A 25,239-nucleotide genomic window follows, 5' to 3' on the forward strand; every position below is an offset into this window, starting at 1 on the left:
AACTGAAGGGCCGGGGAGGTTCCCCGGCCCTTCAGTTCGTTGTCAGCGGTACAGCGGGGGCCGCTCGACCAGTTCCACCGGAACCCGGCCGCCCTCCTCCAGCGCCCGTACGGCCGCCTCGCACACCGCGGCCACGGCGTACCCGTCCCACGTGCTGGGCCCGGTGACCTCACCGCGCCGGGTGGCGTCGACCCAGGCCTGCACCTCGCGGTCGTAGGCGTCCGCGAACCGCTCGATGTAGTCCTGGGCGATGATGCCGCCCCAGCGGCCGGCGGCGTTGGTGACCATGGCGTGGCCGTCACCGACGCGGGCGGTGCCGCGTTCGCAGACGACCTCGGCCTGAACCTGGTAGCCGAAGCCGCAGTTGACGAAGATCTCGACGTCGACGATGGCCCCGCCGGCGGTCTCGAAGACGACGAACTGCGGGTCGCTGATGCCGTCCGGCGCGTTCGCGGACGGGGTCGGGGCCAGCACGGTGACGGCCGTGATCTCGTGGCCGAGCAGCCAGCGGGTCACGTCCATCTCGTGCGTCACCGAGTCGTTGATCAGCATCTCGGACGTCCAGCCGGGCGGGCTGGCGACATTGCGGTGCCGGTTGTGGAGCATCAGGGGACGGCCCAACTGGCCTGTCTCCAGCAGGGCCTTGAGCTTCGTGTACTCGGCGTCGTAGCGCCGCATGAAGCCGACCTGGACCCGGCGCCGGCCCAGCTTCTGCTCGGCCTTCAGGACGCGCAGCGCGGACGCGGCGTCCGGGGTGAGGGGTTTCTCGCACAGCACCGGCAGATCGTGCTCGAAGGCCGTGAGGAGTGCCGCCTCGTGGGCGGGCCCCGGCGAGGCGATGAGCACCGCGTCGACGTCGGCCGACGCCATCGCGGCGGCCGGGTCGGTGTGGGCGGTGCAGCCGTCGACGCGGGCGGCGACCGATTTGGCGCGTTCCGCGTCGACGTCCACGACGGCGGTCACCCGTGCCCCGCTGATGACCTCCTGGACACGGCGGACGTGGTCCGCGCCCATCTTTCCGGTACCGATGACTGCGACTCCGAGCGTGTGCGGACGCTGAGTCATGGTGATCGGCCGTCCTTTCGGGTCGTCAGGCGCCGCAGGACCTCAGGAACTTGCGGGTACGGACCGCGATGGGCAGGGGCTTGTCCGGCTCGCACGGGTACATGTCCTGCTCGACGATCGCGAACAGGTCCACGTTCAGCTTCTGCGCGGCCGTCAGGACCGGGCCCAATTCCGGTACGCCCGCCGGGGGTTCGCACATCACGCCGCGCTGGACGGCGGGTCCGAACGGGATCTCGTTCTTCACCACGTCCGCGAGGATCTCCGGGTCGACCTGCTTGAGGTGCAGATAGCCGATGCGCTCGCCGTAGGTCTCTATCAGCTTGACGCTGTCGCCACCGCAGTAGGCGTAGTGGCCGGTGTCCAGGCAGAGGTTGACCAGGTCGGAGTCGGTCGAGTCGAGGAAGCGCTCGACGTGGGCCTCGGTGTCGATGTGGGTGTCGGCGTGCGGGTGCACGACGATGTCGAGCCCGAACTGCTCCTTCACCTCGTGACCGAGCCGCTCCATACCCTTGGTCAGGTGGGCCCACTGCTCGCCGGTGAGCTCCGGCGGCTCCAGGATCTCGGCGGTCTTGTCGTCCCGCCAGAAGGACGGGATGACGACCAGGTGCTTGGCGCCCATGGCCTGGGTGAGACCGGCGACCTGGCTGACGTGCTCCCAGGTGGACTCCCAGACGGCGGGGCCGCGGTGCAGACCGGTGAAGATCGTGCCAGCGGACACCTTGAGGTTGCGCCTGTTCACCTCGTCGGTGAGGCGGGCCGGGTCGGTCGGCAGATAGCCGTACGGGCCCAGCTCGATCCACGCGTAGCCGGCCTCGGTGACCTCGTCGAGGAAGCGTTCCCAGGGCACCTGGACGGGGTCGTCGGGGAACCAGACGCCCCAGGAGTCGGGGGCCGATCCGACCCGGATGCGGTCCAGCACAGGGGGCATGTCAGGACTTCCCTTCGGAGGATGCCACGGGTGCGGTGAGGTCTGCGGCTTCGGGGAGTTCCTCGACGTCGACGCCGCGGACCTGGGCGAGTTCGTGCTTGAGGGCGGCGAGTTCGGTGCCGCCGGCCATGTGGTTGGTGAGTTCTTCGAGGCTGACGTCGTCGCGGGAGGCGTTGAGCTCCATCGTTCCGAGGCGCAGGACGCTGAAGTGGTCGCCGACCATGTAGGCGTGGTGGGGGTTGTGGGTGATGAAGATGACGCCGAGTCCGCGGTCGCGGGCGGCGGCGATGTACTTCAGCACGACGCCGGACTGCTTGACGCCGAGGGCGGCGGTGGGCTCGTCCAGGATGAGGACGCGGGCGCCGAAGTAGACGGCGCGGGCGATGGCCACGCACTGGCGCTGGCCGCCGGAGAGGGTGCCGATGGGCTGTTCCAGGTCGTCGAGGACGATGCCCATGTTGCGCAGTTCCTCGTCGGCGGTCTTCTTCATCTTGTCGATGTCGAGACGGCGTACGGGCCAGGGGCCCTTGGTGATCTCGGAGCCGAGGAAGAAGTTCCGCCACACCGGCATCAGCGGGACGACGGCGAGGTCCTGGTAGACGGTGGCGATGCCCTTGTCCAACGCCTCGCGGGGGGTGGAGAAGCGCACGGGTTCGCCGTCGACGAGGAACTCGCCCTCGGTGTGCTGGTGCAACCCCGAGATGATCTTGATGAGGGTCGACTTGCCCGCACCATTGTCGCCGAGGACACAGGTGACCTGGCTCGGGAACACCTTCAGGTCGACGCCGTGCAGGGCGCGGATGTTGCCGTAGGACTTGCCCGCGTTACGCAGTTCGACGACCGGGGCGTCCTGCTGCGGGGTCTTGTCCTGCAGGACGGCACCGTGGGTGCCGGTTTCGTTGCTTGTCATTCGGGTCACCTCCGGGTCGCCGTGCGCTGGACCCACAGATTGATGAGGACGGCGCCGAGGAGCATCACGCCGAGGAAGGCCTTGAACCAGTCGGGGTTCCAGCCGGCGTAGACGATGCCCTGCTGCACCAGGCCGAACATGAACGCGCCGAAGACCGGCCCGATCGCGGAGCCCGCGCCACCGGTCAGCAGACAGCCACCGATCACCGCGGCAGCGATGTAGATCAGCTCCTGGCCGACGCCCTCACCGGACTGGACGGTGTTGAACGAGAACAGCTGGTGCATGCCGACGAACCAGGCGCCGAAGCCGACCAGCATGAACAGCGAGATCTTCGTGAACGTCACGGGCACACCGACGGCCCGCGAGGATTCCTTGTTGCCGCCGACCGCGAAGATCCAGTTGCCGTACTTGGTACGCAGCAGAACCCACGTGGCGAGCGCCGCGAAGACCAGCCACCACACGACGGTGATCTTCACCTGGACACCGCCGACGTCGAACGACGAGGCGAACAGCGCCTTGGCCTGTTCGAAGCCGTCCATGTCGCTGATGTCGTCGGTGGCGACGTTGCTGGTGATCAGCTTGGTGACCGCGAGGTTCACGCCCTGGAGGATCAGGAACGTGCCGAGGGTGACCAGGAAGCTCGGCAGCCCGGTCTTGACCAGCAGCCAGCCGTTGAACAGACCGACTCCGAGGGACACGATCAGGGCGACGATCACACCGACCCAGACGTTCATCGTCAGCTGATAGCTGACCATGCTCGCGGTCAGGGCCGAGGTGATCACGGCGACACCGGCGGAGAGGTCGAACTCGCCGCCGATCATCAGCAGCGCGACCGGCAGGGCCATGATCCCGATCGTCGACGACTGGTACAGGATGTTCGCCATCGAGCTGCCGTCACGCACGGCCGGGGCCGTGATGAGGAAGAAGATCAGCACCGCGACGGCGCCGAGGAAGACACCGACCTCGGGACGGGCGAGGAGGCGCAGCGCCAGGGGGCGCTCCTTGGTCCGCCCGTCGGATTCCTTGCCGGGGCCGGAGGCCGGCGGTGTGGTCACCGCCGGCTCAGCCTGTCGGGTCATGCTCATCACCGGGTGCCCTTCGCGGCGAACTTGTCGATCGTCTCGACATTCGTCTTGTCGACGAAGGCAGGTCCGGTCAGCACCGGTGCCTCGCCGCCGCCCATGTAGTTGCCGTTGTTCTTGTAGAGCCACAGGGAGTCGATGGCCAGGTAGCCCTGGAGGTAGGGCTGCTGGTCGACGGCGAACTCGATGTCGCCCTTGCTGATCGCTCCGGTCAGCTGCTTGTTGAGATCGAAGGTGGCGACCTTCGCCTTGCTGCCCGTCTCGTCCACCGACTGCGCGGCCGTCAGCGCGAACGGGGCGCCGAGGGCGACGACGTAGTCGATGTCGCTGTCCGTCTTGAGCTTGGCGGTGATCGTGGACTTCACGGACGGCATGTCCGTGCCGTTGACGTTCAGGGTCTCGATCGTGCCCTCGAAGGTCTTCTTCACTCCGTCACAGCGCTGGGTGAGGCCGATGTTGCCCTGTTCCTGGATGACACAGACGGCCTTCTTGGCGCCCTCCTCGTTCAGGCGCTTGCCGAGCGCCTCGCCGGCCACCGTCTCGTCCTGGCCGAAGAACTCCATCAGGCCGAGCTTCTGCCAGTCGCTCACACCGGAGTTGAGACCGACGACAGGAATGTTCGCGGCCTTCGCCTTGCTGACGACGTCCTTCATGGCGTCCGGCTTGGCGAGGGTGATCGCGATGCCGTCGACCTTCTGGTCGATCGCGTTCTGCACCAGGTTGGCCTGGTTGCCCGCGTTCGGGTCGGCGGAGTAGACCAGCTTGATGTTGTCCTTCGCGGCGGCCGCTTCGGCGCCCTTGCGGACGATGTCCCAGAAGGTGTCACCGGGCGCCTGGTGCGTCACCAGGGCGACGGTCATACGGGGAGTGGTGGCCTTGCCCGCAGAAGCGTTTTCCCCACCCTCCTCGGCCTGCTTGCCACCGGAGCTGCTGGAGCAGCCTGCGAGGGTCAGCGCAGCCGCGGCAGCCAGAGCCACCATAGGGGCCAGCTTGCGGGAGCGGGGGTAGTAGCGGTCCATCTTTCCAGCACCTCACTGTGCGACGGGTGTGCGACGGGGGGAAAGGGATGATCACTGGATCCGAGACCCGGACCCTTGGGAAGTCCGGGTCGTATGTCGTGGAACACGGCGGGTTCGCTGACACGGGATCCAATCCCTGGATGCGCCCGCTGTCAATACTTTGTTAAGACATCATTTCACGCTCAGGTCCGAATGTAAGTACAAACTATTGACAGCGTCGGCCTCCACGACCTACACCTGGGAGGCGGCAGGCCCGATGGGACCCGCACCCCCAGTCCAGCTGTAGGAGCGTCGCGCATGGCCGAGTCAGCCAAGTCCTTCGACTTGATCACGATGGGAAGGATAGGAGTCGATCTCTACCCCCTGCAGTCTGGCCTACCTCTGACGCAGGTGGAGACGTTCGGCAAATTCCTCGGAGGCTCCGCCGCGAACGTCGCGGTGGCCGCCGCTCGGCTCGGTCGGGACACCGCCGTGATCACGCGCACCGGCGACGACCCGTTCGGCGCCTACCTGCACGAAGCCCTGAAGGACTTCGGCGTCGACGACCGTTGGGTGACGCCCGTCGCGGCGTATCCGACGCCGGTGACGTTCTGCGAGATCTTCCCGCCGGACGACTTCCCGCTGTATTTCTACCGGCAGCCTAAGGCCCCTGACCTGGAGATACACTCCGACGAACTCGACTACTGGGCCATCCGCTCGGCCCGGGTGTTCTGGATCACCGGCACCGGTCTGAGCGAGGAGCCGAGCCGCTCGGCCACCCTCGCCGCCCTCAAGGCGCGCGACAAGGCGGGCACGACGGTCTTCGACCTCGACTGGCGGCCGATGTTCTGGCGCGACCCGGACGAGGCCCGCCCGTACTACGCCGAGGCCCTTCGGCACGCGACGGTCGCCGTCGGCAACCTCGACGAGTGCGAGATCGCCACCGGCGTCCGCGAGCCGCGCGCCTGCGCCGAGGCGCTGCTGGCGGCCGGCGTGGAGCTGGCGGTGGTCAAGCAGGGCCCCAAGGGCGTGCTGGCGGTCCACCGCGACGGCACTCAGGCCGAGGTGCCGCCGGTGCCGGTCGAGGTGGCCAACGGCCTCGGCGCGGGCGACGCCTTCGGCGGCTCACTGGTCCACGGGCTGCTGTCCGGGTGGGACCTGACCGAAACCATGCGGTTCGCCAACGCCGCCGGCGCCCTCGTCGCCTCCCGCCTCGCCTGCTCCTCCGCGATGCCCACCGAGTCCGAGGTCGAGAGCCTCCTCGCCCAGGCGTCATGACGGCCGACCGAGCCATCCCTGAACGGAGCATTCCTTGAGCATCACCATCCCCGACCTCACCGCGGTCAGAGCCCGGCACCCCGAGGCGATCGCGGAGGCGGCGGCAAGCCGGGTGCGCCGCCCGCTGATCGGCGACAGCGGCCGCCTGCTGATCGTGGCCGCCGACCATCCGGCACGCGGCGCGCTGGGCGTCGGCGACCATCGGCTCGCCATGGCCGACCGGGCCGATCTGCTGGAACGTCTCTGCACCGCGCTGTCCCGGCCCGGCGTGGACGGGGTGCTGGCCACCGCCGACATCCTGGAGGACCTGCTGCTGCTCGGCGTCCTCGACGACAAGGTTGTCATGGGCTCCATGAACCGCGGCGGCCTGGCCGGAGCGTCCTTCGAGATGGACGACCGCTTCACCGGCCACCGCGCCGAGGACATCGCCCGGCTGCGCTTCGACGCGGGCAAGCTGCTGGTCCGTATCGACTACGACGACCCGGGCTCGCTCACCACCCTGGAGGCCACGGCCCGCGCCATCGACGCCATGGCCGCGCTCCAACTGCCGCTGTTCGTCGAGCCGTTCATATCCCGGCGGATCGACGGCAAGGTACGCAACGACCTGTCCGCCGAAGCCGTCACCAAGTCGATCGCCATCGCGTCGGGACTGGGCGGCACCTCGGCGTACACATGGCTGAAACTGCCCGTCACCCATGACCCCGACGACATGGCCGAAGTTCTTCAGACGTCCACACTGCCCGTCGTCCTGCTCGGCGGCGAGGTCGGGGACGACCAGGAGGGTGCCTACGAGCGCTGGCGCAAGGCGCTCCGGCTCCCGACCGTCCAGGGCATGGTCGTCGGCCGCTCGCTGCTCTACCCGGCCGAGGGCAGCGTGGAGACGGCGGTGGACACGGCCGTCGGCCTGTTGTGACCCGGAGGAACACGATGACGTATCACCTTCCCGCGGGAAAGGCGCTCGGCGGCCCGTACGTCGTGGACGTCACGCCCGAGAAGGCCGGCTGGGGCTACTCCAGCCTGCGGATCCTGGAGCTGCCGCCCGGCGGCTCGCACAGCTTCGACACCGGTGACAGCGAGTGGATCGTGCTGCCGCTGAACGGCGGCTGCACGGTCGAGGCCACCGACGACTTCGGCCATGACACGTTTCAACTCACCGGCCGTGACAGCGTGTTCAGCGCCGTCAGCGACTTCGCCTATATGCCGCGCGACGCCCGTACGACCGTCTCGTCGCCCGACGGCGGACGGTTCGCGCTGACCGGCGCACGGTGCTCCCGGCGGCTGCCCGCCCGCTACGGTCCGGCGTCGTCGGTGCCGGTGGAGCTGCGCGGCACGGGCAACAGCAGCCGCCAGGTGAACAACTTCGGTGCGGCCGGGGTCTTCGAGTGCGACAAGCTCATCGCGGTCGAGGTCATCACGCCGGGCGGCAACTGGTCGTCCTTCCCGCCGCACAAGCACGACGAGCACCGGCCCGGCGAGGAGTCGGTCCTCGAAGAGATCTACTACTTCGAGTTCGCCGACCACGAGGGCACCCCCGGCCTCGGCTACCAGCGTGTCTCCCCCTCCGGACACGGCCGGAACACCGACGTCCTGGCGGAGGTGCGCGGCGGCGACGTCGTGCTGATCCCCGACGGCTGGCACGGGCCGTCCATGGCCGTGCCCGGCCACCACATGTACTACCTCAACGTCATGGCGGGTCCCGAGGCCGAGCGCGCCTGGCTGATCTGCGACCACCCCGACCACGCCTGGATCCGCGGCACATGGCCGGACCAGCCCGTCGACCCCCGTCTGCCCCTCTACACCGCTGAGTCCCAGTGAGGTCCCCCGAGATGAGCCAGCCCACGATCCGCCTGACCGTCGCCCAGGCGCTGGTGCGGTTCCTGTCCGTGCAGTACACCGAGCGCGACGGCGTACGGCACCGGCTGATCGCCGGCACCTGGGGCATCTTCGGCCACGGCAACGTGGCCGGCATCGGCCAGGCCCTGCTCCAGGCGGGCGAGGACGTCATGCCGTACCACCAGGGCCGCAACGAGCAGTCCATGGTGCACGCGGCCGTCGGCCACGCCCGGCAGCTCAACCGGCTCTCCGCGCAGGCGGTGACGACGTCGATCGGACCGGGCGCGACGAACCTGGTGACGGGTGCGGCCCTGGCGACGATCAACCGACTCCCCGTCCTCCTGCTCCCCGGCGACTACTTCGCCTCGCACGCCCCCGACCCGCTGCTCCAGCAGTTGGAGCACCCGACCGAGGCGGACGTGTCGGTCAACGACACCCTGCGCCCGGTCTCCCGCTACTTCGACCGGGTCACCCGCCCCGAGGCCCTGATCCCGTCCGCGCTGAACGCCATGCGCGTCCTCGCCGACCCCGCCGAGACCGGCGCGGTCACGCTGGCCCTCCCCCAGGACGTCCAGGCGGAGGCGTTCGACTGGCCGGTGGAGTTCTTCGCCGAGCGCGTCTGGTACGTACGGCGTCCCGCGCCCGACCCGGTCGAGCTGACGGCTGCCGTGGCGGCGATCCGGGCCGCCGAGCGCCCGCTGATCGTCGCGGGCGGCGGCGTCCACCACAGCGAGGCCGAGGCGGCCCTGAAGGCCTTCGTCGAGGCCACCGGCATCCCGGTCGCCTCCACCCAGGCGGGCAAGGGCTCGCTGCGGTACGACCACCCCGCCGACCTCGGGGGCATCGGCCACACCGGCACTTCGATCAGCGACGACATCGCCCGCGGCGCCGATCTGGTGATCGGCGTGGGCACGAGATACACCGACTTCACCACCGCCTCCGGCACGCTCTTCCAGAACCCGGACGTGCGGTTTCTGAACCTCAACATCACCGGCTTCGACGCGCACAAGCTGGCCGCACGGACGCTGGTGTGCGACGCGCGGGCCGGCCTCACGGCCCTGACGGAGGCGCTTTCCGGTCACCACGTGGACAGCACGTACGAGGCCGAGTACGGCGCCGGCAAGGAGCGTTGGGACGCCGTCGTCGAGGCCGCCTACCGCGCCGACGACGAGAGCGCCGTACCTACGCAGACCCAGGTGCTGGGCGCGCTGGACGGGGTCGTCGGGGACGACGACGTCGTCATCAACGCGGCCGGTTCACTTCCGGGCGACCTGCACAAGCTGTGGCGGTCCCGCTCGCCGCGCCAGTACCACCTGGAGTACGGCTACTCCTGCATGGGTTACGAGATCCCGGCCGGGATCGGCATCCAGCAGGCCGCCCCGGACACGGCCGTGTGGTCGCTGGTCGGCGACGGCACCTATCTGATGATGCCGACGGAGATCGTGACCGCGGTCCAGGAGGGCCTGCCGGTCAACATCGTCCTGATCCAGAACCACGGCTACGCCTCCATCGGCGGGCTCTCCGCCGAGACCGGCGGCGAACGCTTCGGCACCGACTACCGCTACCGGGCCGCCGACGGCACCTTCACCGGCGCCCCGCTGCCGGTCGACCTCGCCGCGAACGCGGCCAGCCTCGGCATGGACGTGCTGCGCGCCAAGACGGTGGGCGAGCTGCGCGAGGCGCTGGCCACCGCCCGCGCCTCCGACCGGCCGACCTGCGTCTACGTCGAGACCGACATCACGAACCCGAACGCGCCGGGCGCCGCGGCCTGGTGGGACGTGCCCGTGGCCGAGGTCGCCTCCCGCGAGGCCGCCGTCGAAGCCCGCGAACGGTACGACCAGCACGTCACCGACCGCCGCCGCCACCTCTGAACTCCCCGCACCTGTCCCGCACTTGAAAGGCCCTTGCGCACCATGAAGACCATCACCCACTGGATCGACGGCAAGCCCGTGGAGGGCGGCTCCGGCCGCTTCGCCCCCGTCTACGACCCGGCCACCGGCGCCCAGGAGAAGCAGGTCGCCTTCGCGACCGTCGACGAGGTGGACGCCGCCGTCGCCTCCGCCAAGGCCGCGTTCGAGAGCTGGGGTCAGTCCTCCCTGGCCAAGCGCACCGCGATCCTGTTCAAGTACCGCGAACTGCTGGACGCCCACCGCGACGAGATCGCCGAGCTGATCACCGCCGAGCACGGCAAGGTGCACTCCGACGCCCTCGGTGAGGTCGCGCGCGGTCTGGAGATCGTGGAGCTGGCCTGCGGGATCAGCGTGCAGCTGAAGGGCGAGCTGTCGACGCAGGTGTCGAACCGGGTGGACGTGGCCTCGATCCGGCAGCCGCTGGGCGTGGTCGCCGGCATCACGCCGTTCAACTTCCCGGCCATGGTGCCGATGTGGATGTTCCCGCTGGCCATCGCGTGCGGCAACACCTTCGTGCTGAAGCCGAGCGAGAAGGACCCCTCGGCGTCCTTCCGGCTCGCCGAGCTGGCCACCGAGGCCGGGCTGCCGGAGGGTGTGCTGAACGTCGTACAGGGCGACAAGGTCGCCGTGGACCGGCTGTTGGAGCACCCGGACATCGAGGCGGTGTCCTTCGTCGGCTCGACGCCGATCGCGAAGTACATCCAGCTCAAGGCGGTTGAGCACGGCAAGCGCGTGCAGGCCCTCGGTGGCGCCAAGAACCACATGCTCGTCCTGCCCGACGCCGACCTCGACTTCGCCGCCGACCAGGCGATCAACGCCGCCTACGGCTCCGCGGGCGAGCGCTGCATGGCCGTGTCGGTCGTGGTCGCGGTCGGCGACACGGGCGACGAGCTGGTCGGGAAGATCGCCGAGCGCGCGAAGAACCTGACCATCGGCCCCGGCAACGACCCCGCCTCCGAGATGGGCCCGCTGATCACGCGTGAGCACCGCGACAAGGTGGCGTCCTATGTCGCTTCGGCCGCGGAGCAGGGCGCCGAGGTCGTCGTCGACGGCACCGGCCACTCGGTCGAGGGCCACGAGGACGGCTTCTTCCTCGGTGTCTCGCTGCTGGACCGGGTGCCGCTGACGGCGGACGCGTACCGGGACGAGATCTTCGGACCCGTGCTGGCGGTGGTGCGTGCGGAGACGTACGAACAGGCCATCAAGCTGATCAACGACTCCCGTTGGGGCAACGGCACCGCGATCTTCACCCGGGACGGCGGCGCCGCCCGCCGCTTCCAGCTGGAGGTGAAGGCGGGCATGGTCGGCGTGAACGTGCCGATCCCGGTGCCGGTCGGCTACCACTCCTTCGGTGGCTGGAAGGACTCGCTCTTCGGCGATCTGCACGTCTACGGCAACGACGGCATCGCCTTCTACACCCAGGGGAAGGTCATCACCACGCGCTGGCCGGACCCGTCCGACGGCGGCATCAACCTCGGTTTCCCCAGCAACTCCTGACAACCTGACAGGGAGGGCGTCCCATGGCGAAGACCCGCGGCTCGGCACGTGCCGGGTCCGGCTCCGCGCTGGCCTCGGTGGACTTCGCCCTGGACCGGGGCAGTCCCGTGCCGCTGTACTACCAGCTCGCCCAGCAGCTGGAAGCGGCGATCGAGCACGGAGCCCTCGCCCCGGGCAACCTCCTGGGCAACGAGGTCGATCTGTCGGTGCGGCTGGGCCTGTCCCGGCCCACCGTCCGGCAGGCCATCCAGTCGCTCGTCGACAAGGGGCTGCTGGTCCGGCGGCGCGGGGTGGGCACCCAGGTGGTGCACAGCCAGGTGAAGCGCCCGCTGGAGCTCAGCAGCCTCTACGACGACCTGGAGGCGGCCGGGCAGGGTCCGACCACGCAGGTCGTCCGCAACGAGCGCGTCCCGGCGGCTGCCGACGTCGCCGCCGCACTCGGCCTCGCGGAGGGCGCCGAGGTCACGGTCCTGGAACGGCTGCGCTGCACACACGGCCAGCCGGTGGCGATCCTCTGCAACTACCTGCCCGCGAGCCTGCTCGACCTCGACACGGCCCGGCTGGAGTCGACCGGCCTGTACCGGATGATGCGGGCCGTCGGCATCACCCTGCACAGCGCCCGCCAGACCATCGGCGCCCGCTGCGCCACCGCCGAGGAGGCCGGGCGGCTCGACGAGAAGGAGGGTGCCGCGCTGCTGACCATGCAGCGCACGGCGTACGACGACACGGGCCGGCCGGTCGAGTACGGGACGCACATCTACCGTGCGTCCCGGTACGCGTTCGACTTCCGGCTGCTGGTCAGGCCTTGAGGCTCGCGGTGAACGGCGTGACCGGCCGTTCCAGCCGTTCGCCGTCCACGGTGATCTCCACCGCCTCGTTGTAGAACGCCAGGAGCCCCTTGACGGGAGCCACCGCGGCCAGCGGCTCGGCGTAACTCCAGAGGATGTTCCGCGGGACCTCGCCTTCGCCGCGCCAGTTCCAGTACTGGGCCGTGCCCTTGTAAGGGCACCCTGTGCTGTGGTCGGTGGGCTCGAACAGGTCGAGCCGGACGTCCTCGCGGGGCACGTAGTACCGCGTCGGCAGGCTGGTCTCGAACAGCAGCACCGGGCGGTGTGTGTCCGCGACGACCGTGCCGCCGATCTCGACCTGGACATGGCGGCCGCTGGGCATGGCGTCCACCCGTTTGTGCGGGTCACGGGGGTGGATGAAGATCTCTTCCTCCTCCTCGTACCAGTGGTCGAGGCCGGTACCCCAGCGCCAGAACCACTCGAAGGCGATGTGTCCGGCGAGGTCGGCGGCGGGGAAGGTCCACGCCGCGTTCTCCACCAGCTCGCCGTCGACCTCGAGGTCGTAGAAGATCTGCGAGCCGGTGTGCTTGCCCGGCTGCGGGTTCTTGGCGGGGCGGAGGAGGTCCGTGCGGACCTCCTCGCGTGGGAACGCGTAGCACGGCACGGGCAGATCGGGCTCCCAGACCAGGACGGGATGCCGGCTGTCGACGACGGTGACATCGCCCTTGAGGCCTCGCACCCAGCGCTCGCTCGGCTCCCACAGGAGGCCTTCGGGGGTCGTACGGACGTTCCGCTCGGTGGGGAACAGAGGCATGGCCACTCTCCTTCGGCTCCTCTTCGGAGCGTACTCCCGGAGGGGTCAGTGGGCCCCGTCGAGCCGGGCCCGCTGGTCGGCGGTCAGCTCCAGGTCCACGGCGGCCAGACTCTCCTCCAGCTGGGCCACGGAGGACGCTCCGACCAGCGGGACGATCGGCAGCTCGGCGCCGATCTGCCAGGCCAGGACGACCTGGTTGACGGTGGCGCCGGTCTCCTGCGCGACCTCGCGGAGCACCTTCAGGCGGGCCTGGGTGCCCGGGTGGTCGAAGTCGCCGGGCAGCGCGACGTCCGGGCGGGTGTAGGCGCCCTTCAGCAGCGGCGAGTAGGCGACCAGCGTGAGGCCCGGCTCGGCACGCAGGTAGCCGAGCAGGTCGGGGCCGGCGTGGCCGAGGCTGCCGTCGGGGAACAGGCCCTCGGGGACGTCGAGGCGAGGCCGCAGGTGGCTGTGGGCGTACTGGAGCACCTCGTAGCCGGGGAGGCCTGCCGCGGCGGCGAGGGTGCGGGCCCGCTCGACCCGCCAGGTGGCGTGGTTGCTGACGCCGAGCAGACCGACCGTGCCCTCGGCGACCAGTTCGGCGAACCCTTCGACGGTCTCCTGGAGGGGGACCTTCCGGTCCTCGATGTGGGCGTACAGCAGGTCCAGCCTGGCCACGCCGAGCCGGTCGCGGCTGCGCTCGGCGGACTCGCGGATCACCTTCGCCGACAGGCCTTCCGCGTTGTCGACGTAGCCGGTGCCCGGGGCCAGCGGCCGCGCCCCGAGCTTGGTCGCGATGACGATCTCGTCGCCGACGCCTCGGCTGCGGCGCCACCGGCCGAGCAGTTCCTCGCTCTGTCCGCCCTGGCCGCCGTCCTCCCAGAAGGCGTAGTTGTCGGAGGTGTCGATGAAGGTACCGCCGGCCTCGACATAGCGGTCGAGGACGGCGAAGGAGGTCTCCTCGTCGGTGCGGGAGCCGAACAGCATCGCACCGAGTGCGAGGACGCTCACCTCGCGGCGGGTGTTCGGGGCGGTGCCTATGGTGCGGTACTTCATGGGTGACTTCCCTCCCGTTCGTGCGCCCGGAATTCGGGGCACGAACGGGAGTGTTCATCTTGAAGCGCACTTCAAGTCAAGGGCGTGGACGCGCACTTGGTGTTCCTGGGCGTCACTTGGCGAACGGACCGTCCAGCGCCGCCCATTGCAGCAGCATGATCGTCTTGGCGTCGGCGATCTCCCCGCTGCGGATCATCTCCAGGGCCCGGCGGAACGGCAGCTCGACGATCTCGATGTCCTCGCCCTCCTCGTCCAGGCCACCGCCCTCGTGGGTGCGGGTCGAGGGGCCGTAGGCGGCGGCGTAGAAACTGACGCGCTCGGTGACCGAGCCGGGGCTCATGTAGACGTCGAAGACGTGCCGGACCTCGCCGATGGTGTGCCCGGTCTCCTCCACGACCTCGCGCCGTACCGCGATCTCCGGGTGTTCGTCATCGTCGTCGAGCAGCCCGCCCGGCGTCTCGACGAGCATGCCGTCGGGGTGGCCGTTGACGTACACCGGGAAGCGGAACTGGCGGGTGAGCAGGACGGTTTCGCGTTCGGCGTCGTAGAGCAGCATGGTCGCGCCGTTGCCGCGGTCGTGCGTCTCGCGCTGCTGGGTGCTCCAGGTGCCGTCGGCGTGCTGGAAGTCGAAGGTCGTCGCGCGCTCGACGTACCAGTGGCTGGACAGGAGTCGCACGTCCCGCACCTTGATGCGGGGATTGCCGGTCAGGTCCCGGCCCGCCTGGTCGAGTCCGGTGCGGCCACGGCGGTCGGGGGTGTCGATGCCGGCGGTCATCGGGCACCGGCCGGGTGGATGAGCAAGTTGGTCATGGCCCGCTTCTACCACCCCGGCATGGCGTACGTCGCGCGCGAAGGTGAGGGGGACGGGGCATCCGGGCGTCAGCCCGCGACGTCCTCCTTGTCCAGGACCTGCGCCGACGCGGGAGGCCGGACGTCCACCGGCTCGTCGAAGGCGCTGAACGACGTGGTGGTGACGTTCCCGCCGCCCTTGTAGACGGTCTTCAGCAGGTGCGGCTTGCCCTCGGTGGCCACGTAGAAGGTGTACATCCCTTCCGTGTCCGCCTTGTCGGTCTTGTCGGTCTTGTCCGTGACGTGCAGTGCGATCGCTTCCCGGTCGCCGACGCGGGTGGCCCCGCCCTTCTTCACCTTGCCGAACGACTCGAAGGGCCAGGTGCACGCGGCCAGGCCGTCGCCCGGCTGCGCCTCGTCGGCGGGTACCTTCGCCCACTGTTTCGGACGGACGTCGGCGACCGGCCCGCCGCCCCAGTTCTCGAGGTACGTCTCGTCCGGGCGGACGTAGTCCGTCTCACCGATCCTGATCTGTTCGAGGCTGCCCTTGCCGCCCCAGGTGGTCTTCGCCGTGCACCGGTCCTTCAGATCGGTCCGCAGGCGCATCGTCACCTTGCCGCCGGCCGCGGTGTTGGTCATCTCGACGGCCACGTAACGCAGGTCGCGCATCGTGTCGTTGGCCTCGTCGAGAAGCTCGGCCGCCGACTTCTCCGTGCCGCCGTCACCGGCCCCGCACCCGGTGAGCGCGGCTCCGGTGAACAGACACGCCAGCGCCGCTGTCATGGGAATCATCCGCATCGAGCCCCCCGCTCCGTTCCCGGTTCCCGGTTCTCGTTTCCCGTTTCCCCGGTCACCGAAATGACCATGTTCATGATCGGCAGCGGGAGCCTACCAGCCCCGAGCAGTCCGTCCGGGGCCCTGGTCGGCCGCCGTCAGGCCTGTTCAGGCCCCCGGCGGCACGGCGTGCTCGAAGCCGAGTTCGCTCAGGGCGGTGCGGAGTTTGTCGGCCGCCTCGTCCAGTGCCGACATGTCCTCCTCCGGCTTGGCGTGGGCGAAGTCCAGGTCGCCCAGGCCCCACATGGGCGCCACATGAATGTGCAGGTGGGGCACCTCGAATCCGGCGATGAGCAGCCCGGCCCGCGGAGCGTCCCAGGCCCGCTGCACGCCCTGGCCGACGGCCTGGGCCACCTGCATGCAGTGGGACAGCAGTTCACCGTCGACCTGCGTCCACTGGTCGACCTCACGCCGGGGCACGACGAGGGTGTGGCCGGGCGTCAGCGGCGCGATGGACAGGAACGCCGTCGCATGCGGGTCCTGCCAGACGAACCGGGCGGGAAGCTCTCCGCCGATGATGCGGGAGAAGACGGTGGTCATGCCGGGCCCCTTCGCTGCGGAAGACCTCTCGGAGCGAGCCTACGTTCCGAACAGCGCGTGCACCGGGTCCCGTTGGCCTTCGACCGGCCATATGAGAAAGGGCCCCCGCAGGCTCTCGCCCGCGAAGACCCTTCGCACCGTCGGGACGACAGGATTTGAACCTGCGACCCCTTGACCCCCAGTCAAGTGCGCTACCAAGCTGCGCCACGTCCCGGTGCCTCTCACGCGGTGAACCGCGTGATCGCGCGGACAGCACTTTACCGTACGGGGACGAGTGCGCCGAAGGGGGGCATCCGGCGAGAGGCCGGGCGATGGACAATCGGTGTATGGGCAGCACATCGTCAGGACGCCAGGCCGAAGCGCGGGACCGGGACAGCGAGGGGCGGGCACGTAACGCACGGCCCCGGGACGGTCTCGGGCGCCCCCTGCCATACGACGCGGACGGCGTCGACCGCCAGCCCGAGGGCGTCGTACGCACGCCGGAGCAGACCGTCGCCGAGGCGCAGGAGCTGCTGGACGCGGGGAAGCCGTTCCATGCGCATGAGGTGTTCGAGGACGCGTGGAAGGCGGGGCCGAAGGGAGAGCGGGCGCTGTGGCGGGGGCTGGCGCAGCTCGCGGTGGGGCTCACGCACTCGGCGCGGGGGAACGTGACGGGCGGGCCGCGGCTGCTGCGGCGGGGCGCCGGGGCCGTGGAGGACTGGGCGTCCGGTGCCGGGGAGCGGACGCCGTACGGGATGGATCTCGCGGGGCTGAGCGCGTGGGCGCGGGAGCTGGCGGGCGTCGTGGAGGAGAGCGGGGAGGCCGTGGACGCGAGGGGGCGGGCGCCGAGGCTGCGGGGCGGGGCGTAGGGGCGGGCGGGTGTCTGCGGGCCTCACCCCTGCCCGCCGGACGCGGTGTCGGTGGTGTCAGTGGCGTGGGGCAGACTCGGGGTGTGCGAAAGATTCATGTCATCGGTATCGGCGCGGGCGACCCTGAGCAGCTGACGTTGCAGGCGGTCAGGGCGCTGCGGAGTACGGACGTGTTCTTCATCCTCGACAAGGGCGAGGTGAAGTCGGACCTCACGCAGGTGCGCCGGGACATGCTGGACGCGCACATACCGGAGGGGACGTACCGGGTGGTCGAGGCCCGGGACCCCGAGCGGGACCGGTCCGCCGGCGGTACCGCCTACTCCCCCGCCGTCGGTGACTGGCGCAGTGCGCGCGCCGGGATCTACGAGCAGCTGATCGCCGAGGAGCTGGGCGAGGACGAGACCGGGGCGTTCCTGGTGTGGGGCGACCCCGCGCTGTACGACAGCACGCTCGGGATCCTGGAGGAGGTACTGGCCAAGGGCGCCGTGGCCTTCGAGTACGACGTCGTCCCCGGCATCAGCAGCGTCTCCGCGCTGGTCGCCCGCCACCGGACGGGACTCAACCGGGTCGCCCGCCCCGTACAGATCACCACCGGCCGCCGCCTTGCCGAAGGCTTCCCCGACGGCGTGGACGACGTCGTCGTGATGCTGGACGCCCAGCAGACCTTCCGGCAGTACGCCGACCAGGACATCGACATCTACTGGGGCGCCTACATCGGCACCCCCGACGAGATCCTCGCCTCGGGCCCGATCGCGGAGACCGCACCTCGCATCGAGAGCCTGCGCGCGGAGGCGCGGGAGCGCAAGGGTTGGATCATGGACACGTATTTGCTGCGCCGGAATCCGAAGGGGCAGTAGGCGCTACGCCCCCCGTGCCACTGGGACCACAGCCGACCACCGGCTTCAGCCCGCCGCGCCGAAAAGCGGGAGGTGTGCCCGGCCGGATCTGTGGTTGCAGACCAGGACCAGGCACGGAGTGGTGTGGGCCTACAACCTGGAACATCTGGATCTGCTGAGGCGGTTCGTGGCGGCTTGGCTGCGGGAACGGCCGCCCTGGTACGAGCACGGGCGGAAGATGACCTACATCGGGCGCCTGCCCGCCTGGATCAAGCGCGCGAAGAACCGCGACGAGGTCCTGCGCGCCATCGACGGTCTCCGCGCCTCCGTCGTCACAGGCTGAGGCCGAGCCGCTCCAGCGCCCCCGCCACATCCGGCACCGTCTCCACACCCTCCGGGAGCGGCGGGCGGCGTACGAGCACGACGGGCAGGGCGAGTTGGCGGGCGGCTGTGAGCTTGGCCGCGGTTGCCGTGCCGCCGCTGTCCTTTGTCACGAGGGTGTCGATGCGGTGGTCGCGCAGGAGGGCCGACTCTTCGGGGAGCGCGAACGGGCCGCGGGACAGGAGTACTTCGGTGTGCGGGGGCATCGGTGGCTCGGGCGGGTCGACGGAGCGTACGACGAAATGCAGGTCCGTCAGGTGGGCGAAGGCCGCGAGGCCCAGGCGGCCGGTGGTCAGGAAGACGCGGTGAGCGAGGCCGGGCAGGAGGGCCGCGGCCCCGTCCAGCGACGCGACCTCGTGCCAGCGGTCCCCGGGGCCGGGGCGCCAGCCGGGCCGGCGCAGGACCACCGCCGGTACGCCGGTCGCCGTGGCGGCGCGGACCGCGTTCGCGGTGATCGACTCGGCGAAGGGATGAGTGGCGTCGACGACGGTGTCCACGTGCTCGGCGCGCAGCCAGTCGGCCAGCCCCTCCGCGCCGCCGAAGCCCCCGATGCGTACGTCGCCGGCGACCGCGCCCGGCCGTGCCACGCGCCCCGCGAGCGAGGTGGTGACGCGGACGCCGGGGTGCGCCGCCAGCGCGGCGGCGAGCTCGCGGGCCTCGGTGGTGCCGCCGAGGATCAGGACGTGGCGGGGGGACATGGGGCGAGCGTACGTCGTGCCTGCCGCCGCGATGCCGGCGCCCTGAGCGCCACGAACGGCGCGTGCACCGCGAACACTATGAACACAACGATCAGACCCGTGGTTCCTCGCCCCGCCGCTCCCTAGCATCGCGGCGCACGGCTCGACGACGCGCCGACGAGGAACGAGGAGCAGCGTCTTGGACTGGACGAGAACCAACGCAGTGATCCGCGGATCTGTCCCACCGACCCCCCACCGGCGTACGACGCTGAGCGCCCTGCTGGCAGGCGCCCTCGCCGCCGGCTTCCTCGTCGGCGCGTCGAACGCTCGGGGAGAGACAGGCGGGACGGCGGGCCCGGCTCGCGCCGAATGCCCCGCAGCCGTCGCCGACAAGGCCACCTGCTACACCGGCCGGGACCCCAACGGCGCCTACTACGCGATAGCCGTGCCCAACGACTGGAACGGCTCCCTCGTCGTGCACGCCCACGGCGGCCCCGACCTCGGTGTGGAGTCCGATCCCGTCCGCAGTCTCGACGATCTGGGCCGCTGGTCGGTGATGGTGAAGGAGGGCTACGCCTGGGCGGGTTCGTCGTACCGACGGGGCGGCTACGGGACGCGGATGGCCGCCGCGGACACGGAGAGCGTGCGCCGACTGTTCGTCGGTGAGTTCGGCAAGCCCCGGCGGACGTTTGTGCACGGCCAGTCGTGGGGCGGAAACGTCGCCGCGAAGGTCGTGGAGACGTACGGCAACCGGCGCGGGGCGTACGACGGGGCGCTGCTCACCAACGGCGTCCTCGGCGGGGGCTCGCGCGGCTACGACTACCGCGTCGACCTGCGCGTCGTCTACCAGTACTACTGCGGCAACCACCCGCGCCCGACCGAGCCGCAGTACCCGCTGTGGCAGGGCCTGCGCGCCGGCTCGACCATGACCAGCGCCGGGCTGCGCGCCCGGCTGCAGGAGTGCACGGGCTACGCGTCGGCGCCCGAGGAGCGCACCGCGCTCCAGCAGCGCAACCTCGACGACATCCTCGCCGTGACGCGGATCCCGGAGCGCACGCTGGAGTCGCATCTGCGGTTCGCGACCTTCACGTTCCGGGACATCGTGCACGACCGCCTCGGGGACCGGAACCCGTTCGGCAACCAGGGCGTCCGGTACTCCGGTTCGCATGACGACAAGGCACTCAACGCCGGTGTCGAGCGTTTCGCCCCCGACCCCACGGCCGTACGCGATCTGTCCTACGACAGCGATCTCACGGGCAAGGTCTCGATCCCGGTGCTGACGATGCACGCGATCGACGACCCGACGGCGTTCATCGAGCACGAGGCCGCCTACCGGGCCACCCTGCACGGGGCCCGGCGGGACGGGCACCTGGTGCAGACGTTCACGCGGGAGGCCGAGCACAGTGAGCTGAGCGACGCCGAGTACGCCAACTCCATTGCCGCCCTGGACAAGTGGGTACGCAGCGGTCGGAAGCCGACGGCCGGGTCGGTGGCGGCGTCGTGCGCGGCGTTCGACCGCACGTACGGCACCGGCTGCTTCTACGACCCGGCGTCCCGCCCCGCCCCGTACGCCACGCGCGTCGAGCCGCGTCCGGGCGGCCTGCGGTGGCCCGCCATGACGTCGGCGCAGGAGCGGGCGTGGAGCAGGATCGAGGGTGTCGGGATCGCGCCCTGACCTGTGCCGGGAGGATCGATGGCTATGGTCCTGGCATGGAATCCGTACGTGGCGTGGAGTCCCTGCGTGCCGTCCTGATCGACATCGACGGGGTCCTCACCGTCTCGTGGCAGCCGCTGCCGGGTGCCGTCGAGGCGCTGCGGGAGATCCGCGAGGCCGGGCTCGGTGTCGCGCTGGTCACGAACACGACCTCGCGGACCCGGGCGTCGATCGCGCGGACGCTGGCGGACGCCGGGTTCCCGGTGTCCGCCGAGGACATCCTGACCGCACCCGCCGTCACCGCCGCGTATCTGGCGGAGCACTGTCCGGGGGCGCGGTGTGTGCTGCTGAACAGCGGGGACATCGGGGAGGACCTGGAAGGAGTCGCTCTCGTCGGAGATGACGAGGACGGGAACGAAGGCGCGGGCCCGGGCGGCCAGTCCGTTCCGGACGTCGTGGTCGTCGGGGGCGCCGGGCCCGAGTTCGGCTATGCGGCGCTGAACCGGGCCTTCGGGCATCTGCAGCGCGGGGCGCGGCTGGTGGCCATGCACCGGAATCTGTACTGGCGTACCGACGACGGGTTGCAGCTGGACACCGGCGCGTTCCTGGCCGGCCTGGAGAAGGCGGCGCGGGTCGAGGCGGAGATCACGGGGAAGCCGTCGGCCGCGTTCTTCGAGGCGGCCCTTGCACATGTGGGAGCCGGCGCGGGCGAGGCGGTGATGGTCGGGGACGACGTCGAGTCCGATGTGCTGGCGGCGCAGCGGGCCGGGGTGCGGGGCGTGCTGGTCAGGACCGGGAAGTATCTGCCTGAGACGCACCGGGCCGCGAGCGGCACGCCCGACCATGTGATCGACTCCTTCGCCGATCTGCCCGCCCTGCTGAGGGAACTGCGGGGTCAGCGCAGCAGTAGCTGGAGCCCGCCGACGACCGTCGCCGCGATCACCAGTTGCTCGAACAGCCGCTGGTTGATCCGGTTCACCGCCCATTTGCCGAGGAACGCACCCGGCACGACGAAGAGCACCAGCGCCGCGTCGAGCAGGAGCGAGGAGCCGTCGATCAGGCCGAGCCCGGCGCTGAAGGGCACCTTGGAGACGTTGACGATCAGGAAGAAGAAGGCGGACGTCCCGAGGAAGCCGAGCTTGCGGAAGCCGGCCGACAGCAGGTACATCGACATCACCGGGCCGCCCGCGTTGGCGACCATCGTGGTGAAGCCGCCGAGGACGCCGTACGAGCGGGCCTTGACCCGGCCGGCCCGGCTGGTGACCGAGTCCGGCTCCGCCTCCTGCTCGGCCGTACGGCGGCGCCACACCGTCACGCCGGCCATCATCAGCAGGATCGCGCCGATCGACGTACGGACGATGCCGTCGTCGGCCCAGACGAGGAACAGCGTGCCGAGGACGACGCCGGCCGCGACTGCGGGGAACAGCCGCCACAGCGTGGGCCAGTGGGCGTGCCGTCGGTAGGTGAGGACGGCGAGGACGTCCCCGGCGATCAGGATCGGCAGCAGCACGCCGGTGGAGGCGCGGGCGGGGAGTACGGCGGCGAAGATCGCGAGGCTGACCGTGTTGGCCCCGCTCACTGCCGTCTTCGAGAAGCCGACGAGCAGGGCCGCGAAGGCGAGCGCGGCGAACTCCCAGCCTGTTATGTGCCAAAGCGTCATCGTGTCCATGCGGAGACCGATGGTATGTGCATTCAACAGGTACTGGTAAGGACCGTCTCGCCAGTTGGGAGATTGCTAATGCCTCTCCACCAGCACCGCACTTCCCTGCCCGACACCGACACACATGGTCGCCAGTCCCCGCTCGGCCCCCGTCCGCCGCATCCGGTGCAGCAGCGTCGTGAGGATCCGTGCACCCGAGCAGCCCAGCGGATGCCCCAGCGCGATCGCGCCGCCGCTCGCGTTGACCAGCTCGGGTTCGATGCCGAGCTCGTCGACGCACGCGAGGGCCTGCGCCGCGAACGCCTCGTTGAACTCGGCCTCCTGGATGTCGCCGATCGTCCAGTCGGCGCGGGCCAGGACCTTGCGGGTGGCGGGGACCGGGCCGATGCCCATCACGTCGGGGTGGACGCCCGCCGAGCCGCCGGCGACGTAGTGGCCCAGGGACTCCAGGCCGAGTTCGTTGAGGGCTTCCTCGCTGACGAGGAGCAGTCCGGCGGCGCCGTCGTTCATCGGTGAGGCGTTGCCCGCGGTGACCGTGCCGCCCTGCCGGAAGGCCGGCTTCAACCGTGCCAGCTTCTCGTACGACGTGTCCTCGCGGATGCACTCGTCGCTGTCGACCAGCACGCCGTCCGGGCGCTCGACCGGCAGGAGTTCGTCGTCGAAGTGGCCGTTCTTGCGGGCCTCGGCGGCCCGTTGGTGGCTGCGCAGCGCGAAGTCGTCCTGCCGTTCGCGCGGGATGCCGTATCGCTCGGCGACCTCCTCGGCCGTCTCGCCCATGGCCAGCAGGCCGTGCAGCTCCTTCATCGCCGGGTTGACCAGGCGCCAGCCCAGCCGGGTGTCGACGGTCTCGATGCGGTGGGGCAGCGCCTCGTCGGGGCGGGGCAGGACGAAGGGGGCGCGGCTCATCGACTCGGAGCCGCCGGCGAGCACGATGTCGGCCTCGCCCGCCGCGATGGTCCGGGCGGCCGACGTCACCGCCTCCAGGCCGGACGCGCACAGGCGGTTGACCGTGGCGCCCGGGACCGACTCGGGCAGCCCGGCGAGGAGCGCGGCCATACGGGCCACGTTGCGGTTGTCCTCGCCTGCCTGGTTGGCGGCGCCCCAGTAGACGTCGTCGATGCGCGCCGGGTCGAGTGCGGGCACCTCGGCGACGAGGCCCCGGATCACGGTCGCGGCGAGGTCGTCGGGCCGTACCGACGACAGTGCTCCGCGCAGTTTGCCGATGGGGGTGCGGCGGGCGGCCGCGAAGTGGACGGGACGCACGACAGGACTCCTGACCGGGCCGGATGGATCGGCACCCTGTTAATTAGCACCGCTAGTTTTGGACTATAGACCGGGTTGCCGCCCGCTGGGAAGATCCCCTGGAAACCCGCCACCGATGCAGCCGGAGGAGCCATGGCCGACGCCCGCGAGCACGTACTCGACGGCAGCCGGGGATCGATCGTCGTACGCGAGTGGCCGGGCCGCGACCGGCCCCGCTGCCTCGCCCTCGTGATCCACGGCTACGGCGAGCACGCCGGCCGGTACGCCGAGCTGGCGGACGTCCTGGTCGAACACGGTGCGGCCGTGTTCGGACCCGATCACGTCGGGCACGGCAGGTCGGCGGGTGAGCGTGTCGTGATCGAGGACTTCGAGGACGTGGTCGCCGATGTGCACGCGGTCGCCGCACTGGCCCGGGCCGCGCATCCGGATGTGCCGGTCGTCATGGTCGGGCACTCCATGGGCGGCCTGATCGCGGCCCGCTACGCCCAGCTCCACGGCGACGGGCTCGCCGCCCTGGTGCTGTCCGGGCCAGTGATCGGCGACTGGGAGCTGCCCCGCCGGCTGCTCGCCCTCGACGAGATCCCCGACACGCCCATCAGCCCGGGCGCGCTCTCCCGCGATCCCGGGGTGGGCGCGGCGTACGTGGCGGATCCGCTGGTCTGGCACGGCCCGATGAAGCGGCCGACGGTGGAGGCGTTCGCGCGGATGCTGGACACCGTGTCCAAGGGCGGCGACATCGGAGGCCTGCCCCTGCTGTGGCTGCACGGTGCCGACGACCGGCTGGTCCCGCTCGCCGGCAGCCGCGTCGGCATCGAGGAGCTGCGCGGGGGCGAGGCGCCCCATGCCGAGCACATCTATCCGGAAGCCCGGCACGAGGTGTTCAACGAGACGAACAAGGCGGACGTCTTCGCGGACCTGGTCCACTTCCTGGACGGTGTGTTCGCGCGCTGAGACGCGACGCGTTTTGCACCGGTTCGCCCTGGGCACCCGCGCCCGCATGGGGCGGTACCAGCGTCGCGCCTGCGTCGCATCGCTCCGTACTGGCCAAGACCACGCCAGAAAATGGAGGAGCTCGGTATGACTGTCGTCAAGAGCACGCTTCCCGAACCGGCTCGCCGGATCGCCGGCGAGGCCCTGCAGAGCACTCTCGTCGATCTTCTGGGACTCTCACTGATCGGTAAGCAGGCGCACTGGAACATCGTGGGCCCGCGGTTCCGCTCGATCCATCTGCAGCTCGACGAGGTCGTCTCGGTGGCCCGCTCGTTCTCCGACACGGTCGCCGAACGCTCCGCGGCACTCGGCCTGCCGCCCGACGGCCGGCCGGAGACCATCGCCGCGGCCTACACGCTGCCCGGCCCCAAGGAGGGCTGGGTGCGCGACAACGAGGTCGTCCAGCTCGTCGTGGACTCCCTGGCGACGGCCATAGAGCGGCTGCGCGCCCGAATCGACGCGACCGCCGAGCCGGACCCGGTGACGCAGGACCTGCTGATCGGCATCACGAGCGAGCTGGAGAAGCAGCGCTGGATGTTCGACGCCGAGAACTGGCCGCGCGACGAGTGACCTCGCGATCCGCCCATCGCACAGAGACGCATCGCACAGAGACGTACCCGGAAGGAAGGGGC

24 protein-coding genes, 1 tRNA gene and 2 pseudogenes are annotated in these 25,239 nt (G+C 70.4%); 13 read left to right on the forward strand and 14 right to left on the reverse strand.

The annotated features are described in order from the left end of the window. Positions 1-42: 42 nt before the first annotated feature. From OG331_RS10375 to OG331_RS10395, 5 genes are read right to left on the reverse strand one after another with little or no spacing between them, the layout of a single operon-like run. Complete coding sequence (locus tag OG331_RS10375) at positions 43-1,065, reverse strand: Gfo/Idh/MocA family protein (RefSeq protein WP_406194251.1); 1,023 nt, start codon at positions 1,063-1,065, stop codon at positions 43-45. A gap of 25 nt (positions 1,066-1,090) precedes the next feature. Next, complete coding sequence (locus OG331_RS10380) at positions 1,091-1,993, reverse strand: sugar phosphate isomerase/epimerase family protein (RefSeq protein WP_406194254.1); 903 nt, start codon at positions 1,991-1,993, stop codon at positions 1,091-1,093. 1 nt (position 1,994) lies between these two features. Next, positions 1,995-2,903 (reverse strand): ATP-binding cassette domain-containing protein, encoded by a 909-nt coding sequence (locus OG331_RS10385; protein WP_406194258.1) that lies wholly within the window; start codon positions 2,901-2,903, stop codon positions 1,995-1,997. A gap of 5 nt (positions 2,904-2,908) precedes the next feature. After that, positions 2,909-3,988, reverse strand: coding sequence for an ABC transporter permease (locus tag OG331_RS10390; RefSeq protein WP_406194261.1), 1,080 nt, complete (start codon positions 3,986-3,988; stop codon positions 2,909-2,911). Continuing rightward, positions 3,988-5,004: a sugar ABC transporter substrate-binding protein gene (locus OG331_RS10395; protein ID WP_362383238.1), complete on the reverse strand. Its 1,017-nt coding sequence runs from the start codon at positions 5,002-5,004 to the stop codon at positions 3,988-3,990. The genes OG331_RS10390 and OG331_RS10395 overlap by 1 nt, the downstream gene beginning before the upstream one ends. A 297-nt stretch (positions 5,005-5,301) precedes the next feature. On the opposite strand from OG331_RS10395, the gene iolC reads away from it, so the two are divergent. From iolC to OG331_RS10425, 6 genes are read left to right on the forward strand one after another with little or no spacing between them, the layout of a single operon-like run. Next, positions 5,302-6,261 carry a 5-dehydro-2-deoxygluconokinase gene (gene iolC / locus OG331_RS10400; protein ID WP_406194263.1) on the forward strand — a complete coding sequence of 320 codons (960 nt, stop codon included), beginning with the start codon at positions 5,302-5,304 and terminating at the stop codon, positions 6,259-6,261. A 34-nt stretch (positions 6,262-6,295) separates the two neighbouring features. Further along, complete coding sequence (locus tag OG331_RS10405; protein ID WP_406194265.1) at positions 6,296-7,174, forward strand: deoxyribose-phosphate aldolase; 879 nt, start codon at positions 6,296-6,298, stop codon at positions 7,172-7,174. 14 nt (positions 7,175-7,188) lie between these two features. Beyond that, entirely contained in the window at positions 7,189-8,076 is an 888-nt protein-coding gene (iolB, locus tag OG331_RS10410; protein ID WP_406194267.1) for a 5-deoxy-glucuronate isomerase, read from the forward strand. A gap of 11 nt (positions 8,077-8,087) precedes the next feature. Then, on the forward strand, positions 8,088-9,965 hold the full coding sequence (gene iolD, locus OG331_RS10415; RefSeq protein WP_406194269.1) for a 3D-(3,5/4)-trihydroxycyclohexane-1,2-dione acylhydrolase (decyclizing): 1,878 nt from the start codon (positions 8,088-8,090) through the stop codon (positions 9,963-9,965). Between the two features lie 42 nt (positions 9,966-10,007). Then, positions 10,008-11,501 (forward strand): CoA-acylating methylmalonate-semialdehyde dehydrogenase, encoded by a 1,494-nt coding sequence (locus OG331_RS10420; protein WP_406194272.1) that lies wholly within the window; start codon positions 10,008-10,010, stop codon positions 11,499-11,501. 23 nt (positions 11,502-11,524) lie between these two features. Further along, the gene (locus OG331_RS10425; RefSeq protein ID WP_406194274.1) at positions 11,525-12,310 is read left to right on the forward strand and encodes a GntR family transcriptional regulator; all 786 of its coding nucleotides are present in this window, start codon (positions 11,525-11,527) and stop codon (positions 12,308-12,310) included. Here the strand turns inward: OG331_RS10425 and OG331_RS10430 are convergent. The 6 genes from OG331_RS10430 to OG331_RS10455 form a co-directional block, all read right to left on the reverse strand. Further along, entirely contained in the window at positions 12,300-13,103 is an 804-nt protein-coding gene (locus OG331_RS10430) for a DUF427 domain-containing protein (RefSeq protein WP_406194276.1), read from the reverse strand. The two genes, OG331_RS10425 and OG331_RS10430, sit on opposite strands and share 11 nt — an antisense overlap. A gap of 45 nt (positions 13,104-13,148) precedes the next feature. After that, positions 13,149-14,135 (reverse strand): aldo/keto reductase, encoded by a 987-nt coding sequence (locus OG331_RS10435; RefSeq protein ID WP_406194278.1) that lies wholly within the window; start codon positions 14,133-14,135, stop codon positions 13,149-13,151. 112 nt (positions 14,136-14,247) lie between these two features. Further along, positions 14,248-14,910, reverse strand: coding sequence for an NUDIX domain-containing protein (locus OG331_RS10440; protein WP_406194281.1), 663 nt, complete (start codon positions 14,908-14,910; stop codon positions 14,248-14,250). 104 nt (positions 14,911-15,014) lie between these two features. Next, positions 15,015-15,722: a hypothetical protein gene (locus OG331_RS10445; protein WP_406194284.1), complete on the reverse strand. Its 708-nt coding sequence runs from the start codon at positions 15,720-15,722 to the stop codon at positions 15,015-15,017. Positions 15,723-15,866: 144 nt separating this feature from the next. Further along, positions 15,867-16,298 (reverse strand): HIT family protein, encoded by a 432-nt coding sequence (locus OG331_RS10450; protein ID WP_406194287.1) that lies wholly within the window; start codon positions 16,296-16,298, stop codon positions 15,867-15,869. A gap of 140 nt (positions 16,299-16,438) precedes the next feature. Then, positions 16,439-16,512: transfer RNA gene (locus OG331_RS10455), tRNA-Pro, on the reverse strand. A gap of 112 nt (positions 16,513-16,624) precedes the next feature. On the opposite strand from OG331_RS10455, the gene OG331_RS10460 reads away from it, so the two are divergent. The 3 genes and pseudogenes from OG331_RS10460 to OG331_RS10470 form a co-directional block, all read left to right on the forward strand. Then, the gene (locus OG331_RS10460; RefSeq protein ID WP_406194289.1) at positions 16,625-17,146 is read left to right on the forward strand and encodes a DUF309 domain-containing protein; all 522 of its coding nucleotides are present in this window, start codon (positions 16,625-16,627) and stop codon (positions 17,144-17,146) included. Between the two features lie 83 nt (positions 17,147-17,229). Continuing rightward, positions 17,230-18,003 (forward strand): precorrin-6A synthase (deacetylating), encoded by a 774-nt coding sequence (gene cobF / locus OG331_RS10465; RefSeq protein WP_406194291.1) that lies wholly within the window; start codon positions 17,230-17,232, stop codon positions 18,001-18,003. A gap of 85 nt (positions 18,004-18,088) precedes the next feature. Then, positions 18,089-18,325, forward strand: a pseudogene (locus OG331_RS10470) (hypothetical protein); the annotation flags it as partial. Here the strand turns inward: OG331_RS10470 and OG331_RS10475 are convergent. After that, positions 18,315-19,061 (reverse strand): cobalt-precorrin-6A reductase, encoded by a 747-nt coding sequence (locus tag OG331_RS10475; protein WP_406194294.1) that lies wholly within the window; start codon positions 19,059-19,061, stop codon positions 18,315-18,317. The pseudogene OG331_RS10470 and the gene OG331_RS10475 sit on opposite strands and share 11 nt — an antisense overlap. 202 nt (positions 19,062-19,263) lie before the next feature. On the opposite strand from OG331_RS10475, the gene OG331_RS10480 reads away from it, so the two are divergent. Together OG331_RS10480 and OG331_RS10485 are read left to right on the forward strand one after the other, a co-directional pair. Further along, positions 19,264-20,715, forward strand: a complete 1,452-nt coding sequence (locus OG331_RS10480) for a hypothetical protein (RefSeq protein ID WP_406209899.1) — start codon at positions 19,264-19,266, stop codon at positions 20,713-20,715. Between the two features lie 53 nt (positions 20,716-20,768). After that, positions 20,769-21,578: pseudogene (locus OG331_RS10485) on the forward strand (HAD-IIA family hydrolase); the annotation flags it as partial. A gap of 11 nt (positions 21,579-21,589) precedes the next feature. Here the strand turns inward: OG331_RS10485 and OG331_RS10490 are convergent. Both OG331_RS10490 and OG331_RS10495 read right to left on the reverse strand, forming a co-directional pair. Further along, a complete protein-coding gene (locus tag OG331_RS10490; protein WP_406194296.1) occupies positions 21,590-22,363 on the reverse strand; it encodes a sulfite exporter TauE/SafE family protein in 774 nt (257 codons plus the stop codon). Positions 22,364-22,429: 66 nt separating this feature from the next. Next, a complete protein-coding gene (locus OG331_RS10495) occupies positions 22,430-23,617 on the reverse strand; it encodes a thiolase family protein (protein ID WP_406194299.1) in 1,188 nt (395 codons plus the stop codon). Between the two features lie 132 nt (positions 23,618-23,749). On the opposite strand from OG331_RS10495, the gene OG331_RS10500 reads away from it, so the two are divergent. Further along, the gene (locus OG331_RS10500; protein WP_406194301.1) at positions 23,750-24,568 is read left to right on the forward strand and encodes an alpha/beta fold hydrolase; all 819 of its coding nucleotides are present in this window, start codon (positions 23,750-23,752) and stop codon (positions 24,566-24,568) included. 126 nt (positions 24,569-24,694) lie between these two features. Beyond that, positions 24,695-25,177 (forward strand): Dps family protein, encoded by a 483-nt coding sequence (locus tag OG331_RS10505; protein WP_406194304.1) that lies wholly within the window; start codon positions 24,695-24,697, stop codon positions 25,175-25,177. The last annotated feature ends 62 nt before the right edge of the window (positions 25,178-25,239 follow it).

Source organism: Streptomyces sp. NBC_01017, from assembly GCF_045162795.1.
GTDB lineage: Bacteria > Actinomycetota > Actinomycetes > Streptomycetales > Streptomycetaceae > Streptomyces > Streptomyces machairae.

Bases quoted from the DNA above. Each gene is read 5' to 3' on its own strand.
- OG331_RS10375 (WP_406194251.1), bottom strand. From the start codon at position 1,065: ATGACTCAGCGTCCGCACACGCTCGGAGTCGCAGTCATCGGTACCGGA.
- OG331_RS10380 (WP_406194254.1), bottom strand. From the start codon at position 1,993: ATGCCCCCTGTGCTGGACCGCATCCGGGTCGGATCGGCCCCCGACTCC.
- OG331_RS10385 (WP_406194258.1), bottom strand. From the start codon at position 2,903: ATGACAAGCAACGAAACCGGCACCCACGGTGCCGTCCTGCAGGACAAG.
- OG331_RS10390 (WP_406194261.1), bottom strand. From the start codon at position 3,988: ATGAGCATGACCCGACAGGCTGAGCCGGCGGTGACCACACCGCCGGCC.
- OG331_RS10395 (WP_362383238.1), bottom strand. From the start codon at position 5,004: ATGGACCGCTACTACCCCCGCTCCCGCAAGCTGGCCCCTATGGTGGCT.
- iolC (WP_406194263.1), top strand. From the start codon at position 5,302: ATGGCCGAGTCAGCCAAGTCCTTCGACTTGATCACGATGGGAAGGATA.
- iolB (WP_406194267.1), top strand. From the start codon at position 7,189: ATGACGTATCACCTTCCCGCGGGAAAGGCGCTCGGCGGCCCGTACGTC.
- iolD (WP_406194269.1), top strand. From the start codon at position 8,088: ATGAGCCAGCCCACGATCCGCCTGACCGTCGCCCAGGCGCTGGTGCGG.
- OG331_RS10420 (WP_406194272.1), top strand. From the start codon at position 10,008: ATGAAGACCATCACCCACTGGATCGACGGCAAGCCCGTGGAGGGCGGC.
- OG331_RS10425 (WP_406194274.1), top strand. From the start codon at position 11,525: ATGGCGAAGACCCGCGGCTCGGCACGTGCCGGGTCCGGCTCCGCGCTG.
- OG331_RS10430 (WP_406194276.1), bottom strand. From the start codon at position 13,103: ATGCCTCTGTTCCCCACCGAGCGGAACGTCCGTACGACCCCCGAAGGC.
- OG331_RS10435 (WP_406194278.1), bottom strand. From the start codon at position 14,135: ATGAAGTACCGCACCATAGGCACCGCCCCGAACACCCGCCGCGAGGTG.
- OG331_RS10440 (WP_406194281.1), bottom strand. From the start codon at position 14,910: ATGACCGCCGGCATCGACACCCCCGACCGCCGTGGCCGCACCGGACTC.
- OG331_RS10445 (WP_406194284.1), bottom strand. From the start codon at position 15,722: ATGCGGATGATTCCCATGACAGCGGCGCTGGCGTGTCTGTTCACCGGA.
- OG331_RS10450 (WP_406194287.1), bottom strand. From the start codon at position 16,298: ATGACCACCGTCTTCTCCCGCATCATCGGCGGAGAGCTTCCCGCCCGG.
- OG331_RS10460 (WP_406194289.1), top strand. From the start codon at position 16,625: ATGGGCAGCACATCGTCAGGACGCCAGGCCGAAGCGCGGGACCGGGAC.
- OG331_RS10475 (WP_406194294.1), bottom strand. From the start codon at position 19,061: ATGTCCCCCCGCCACGTCCTGATCCTCGGCGGCACCACCGAGGCCCGC.
- OG331_RS10490 (WP_406194296.1), bottom strand. From the start codon at position 22,363: ATGGACACGATGACGCTTTGGCACATAACAGGCTGGGAGTTCGCCGCG.
- OG331_RS10500 (WP_406194301.1), top strand. From the start codon at position 23,750: ATGGCCGACGCCCGCGAGCACGTACTCGACGGCAGCCGGGGATCGATC.
- OG331_RS10505 (WP_406194304.1), top strand. From the start codon at position 24,695: ATGACTGTCGTCAAGAGCACGCTTCCCGAACCGGCTCGCCGGATCGCC.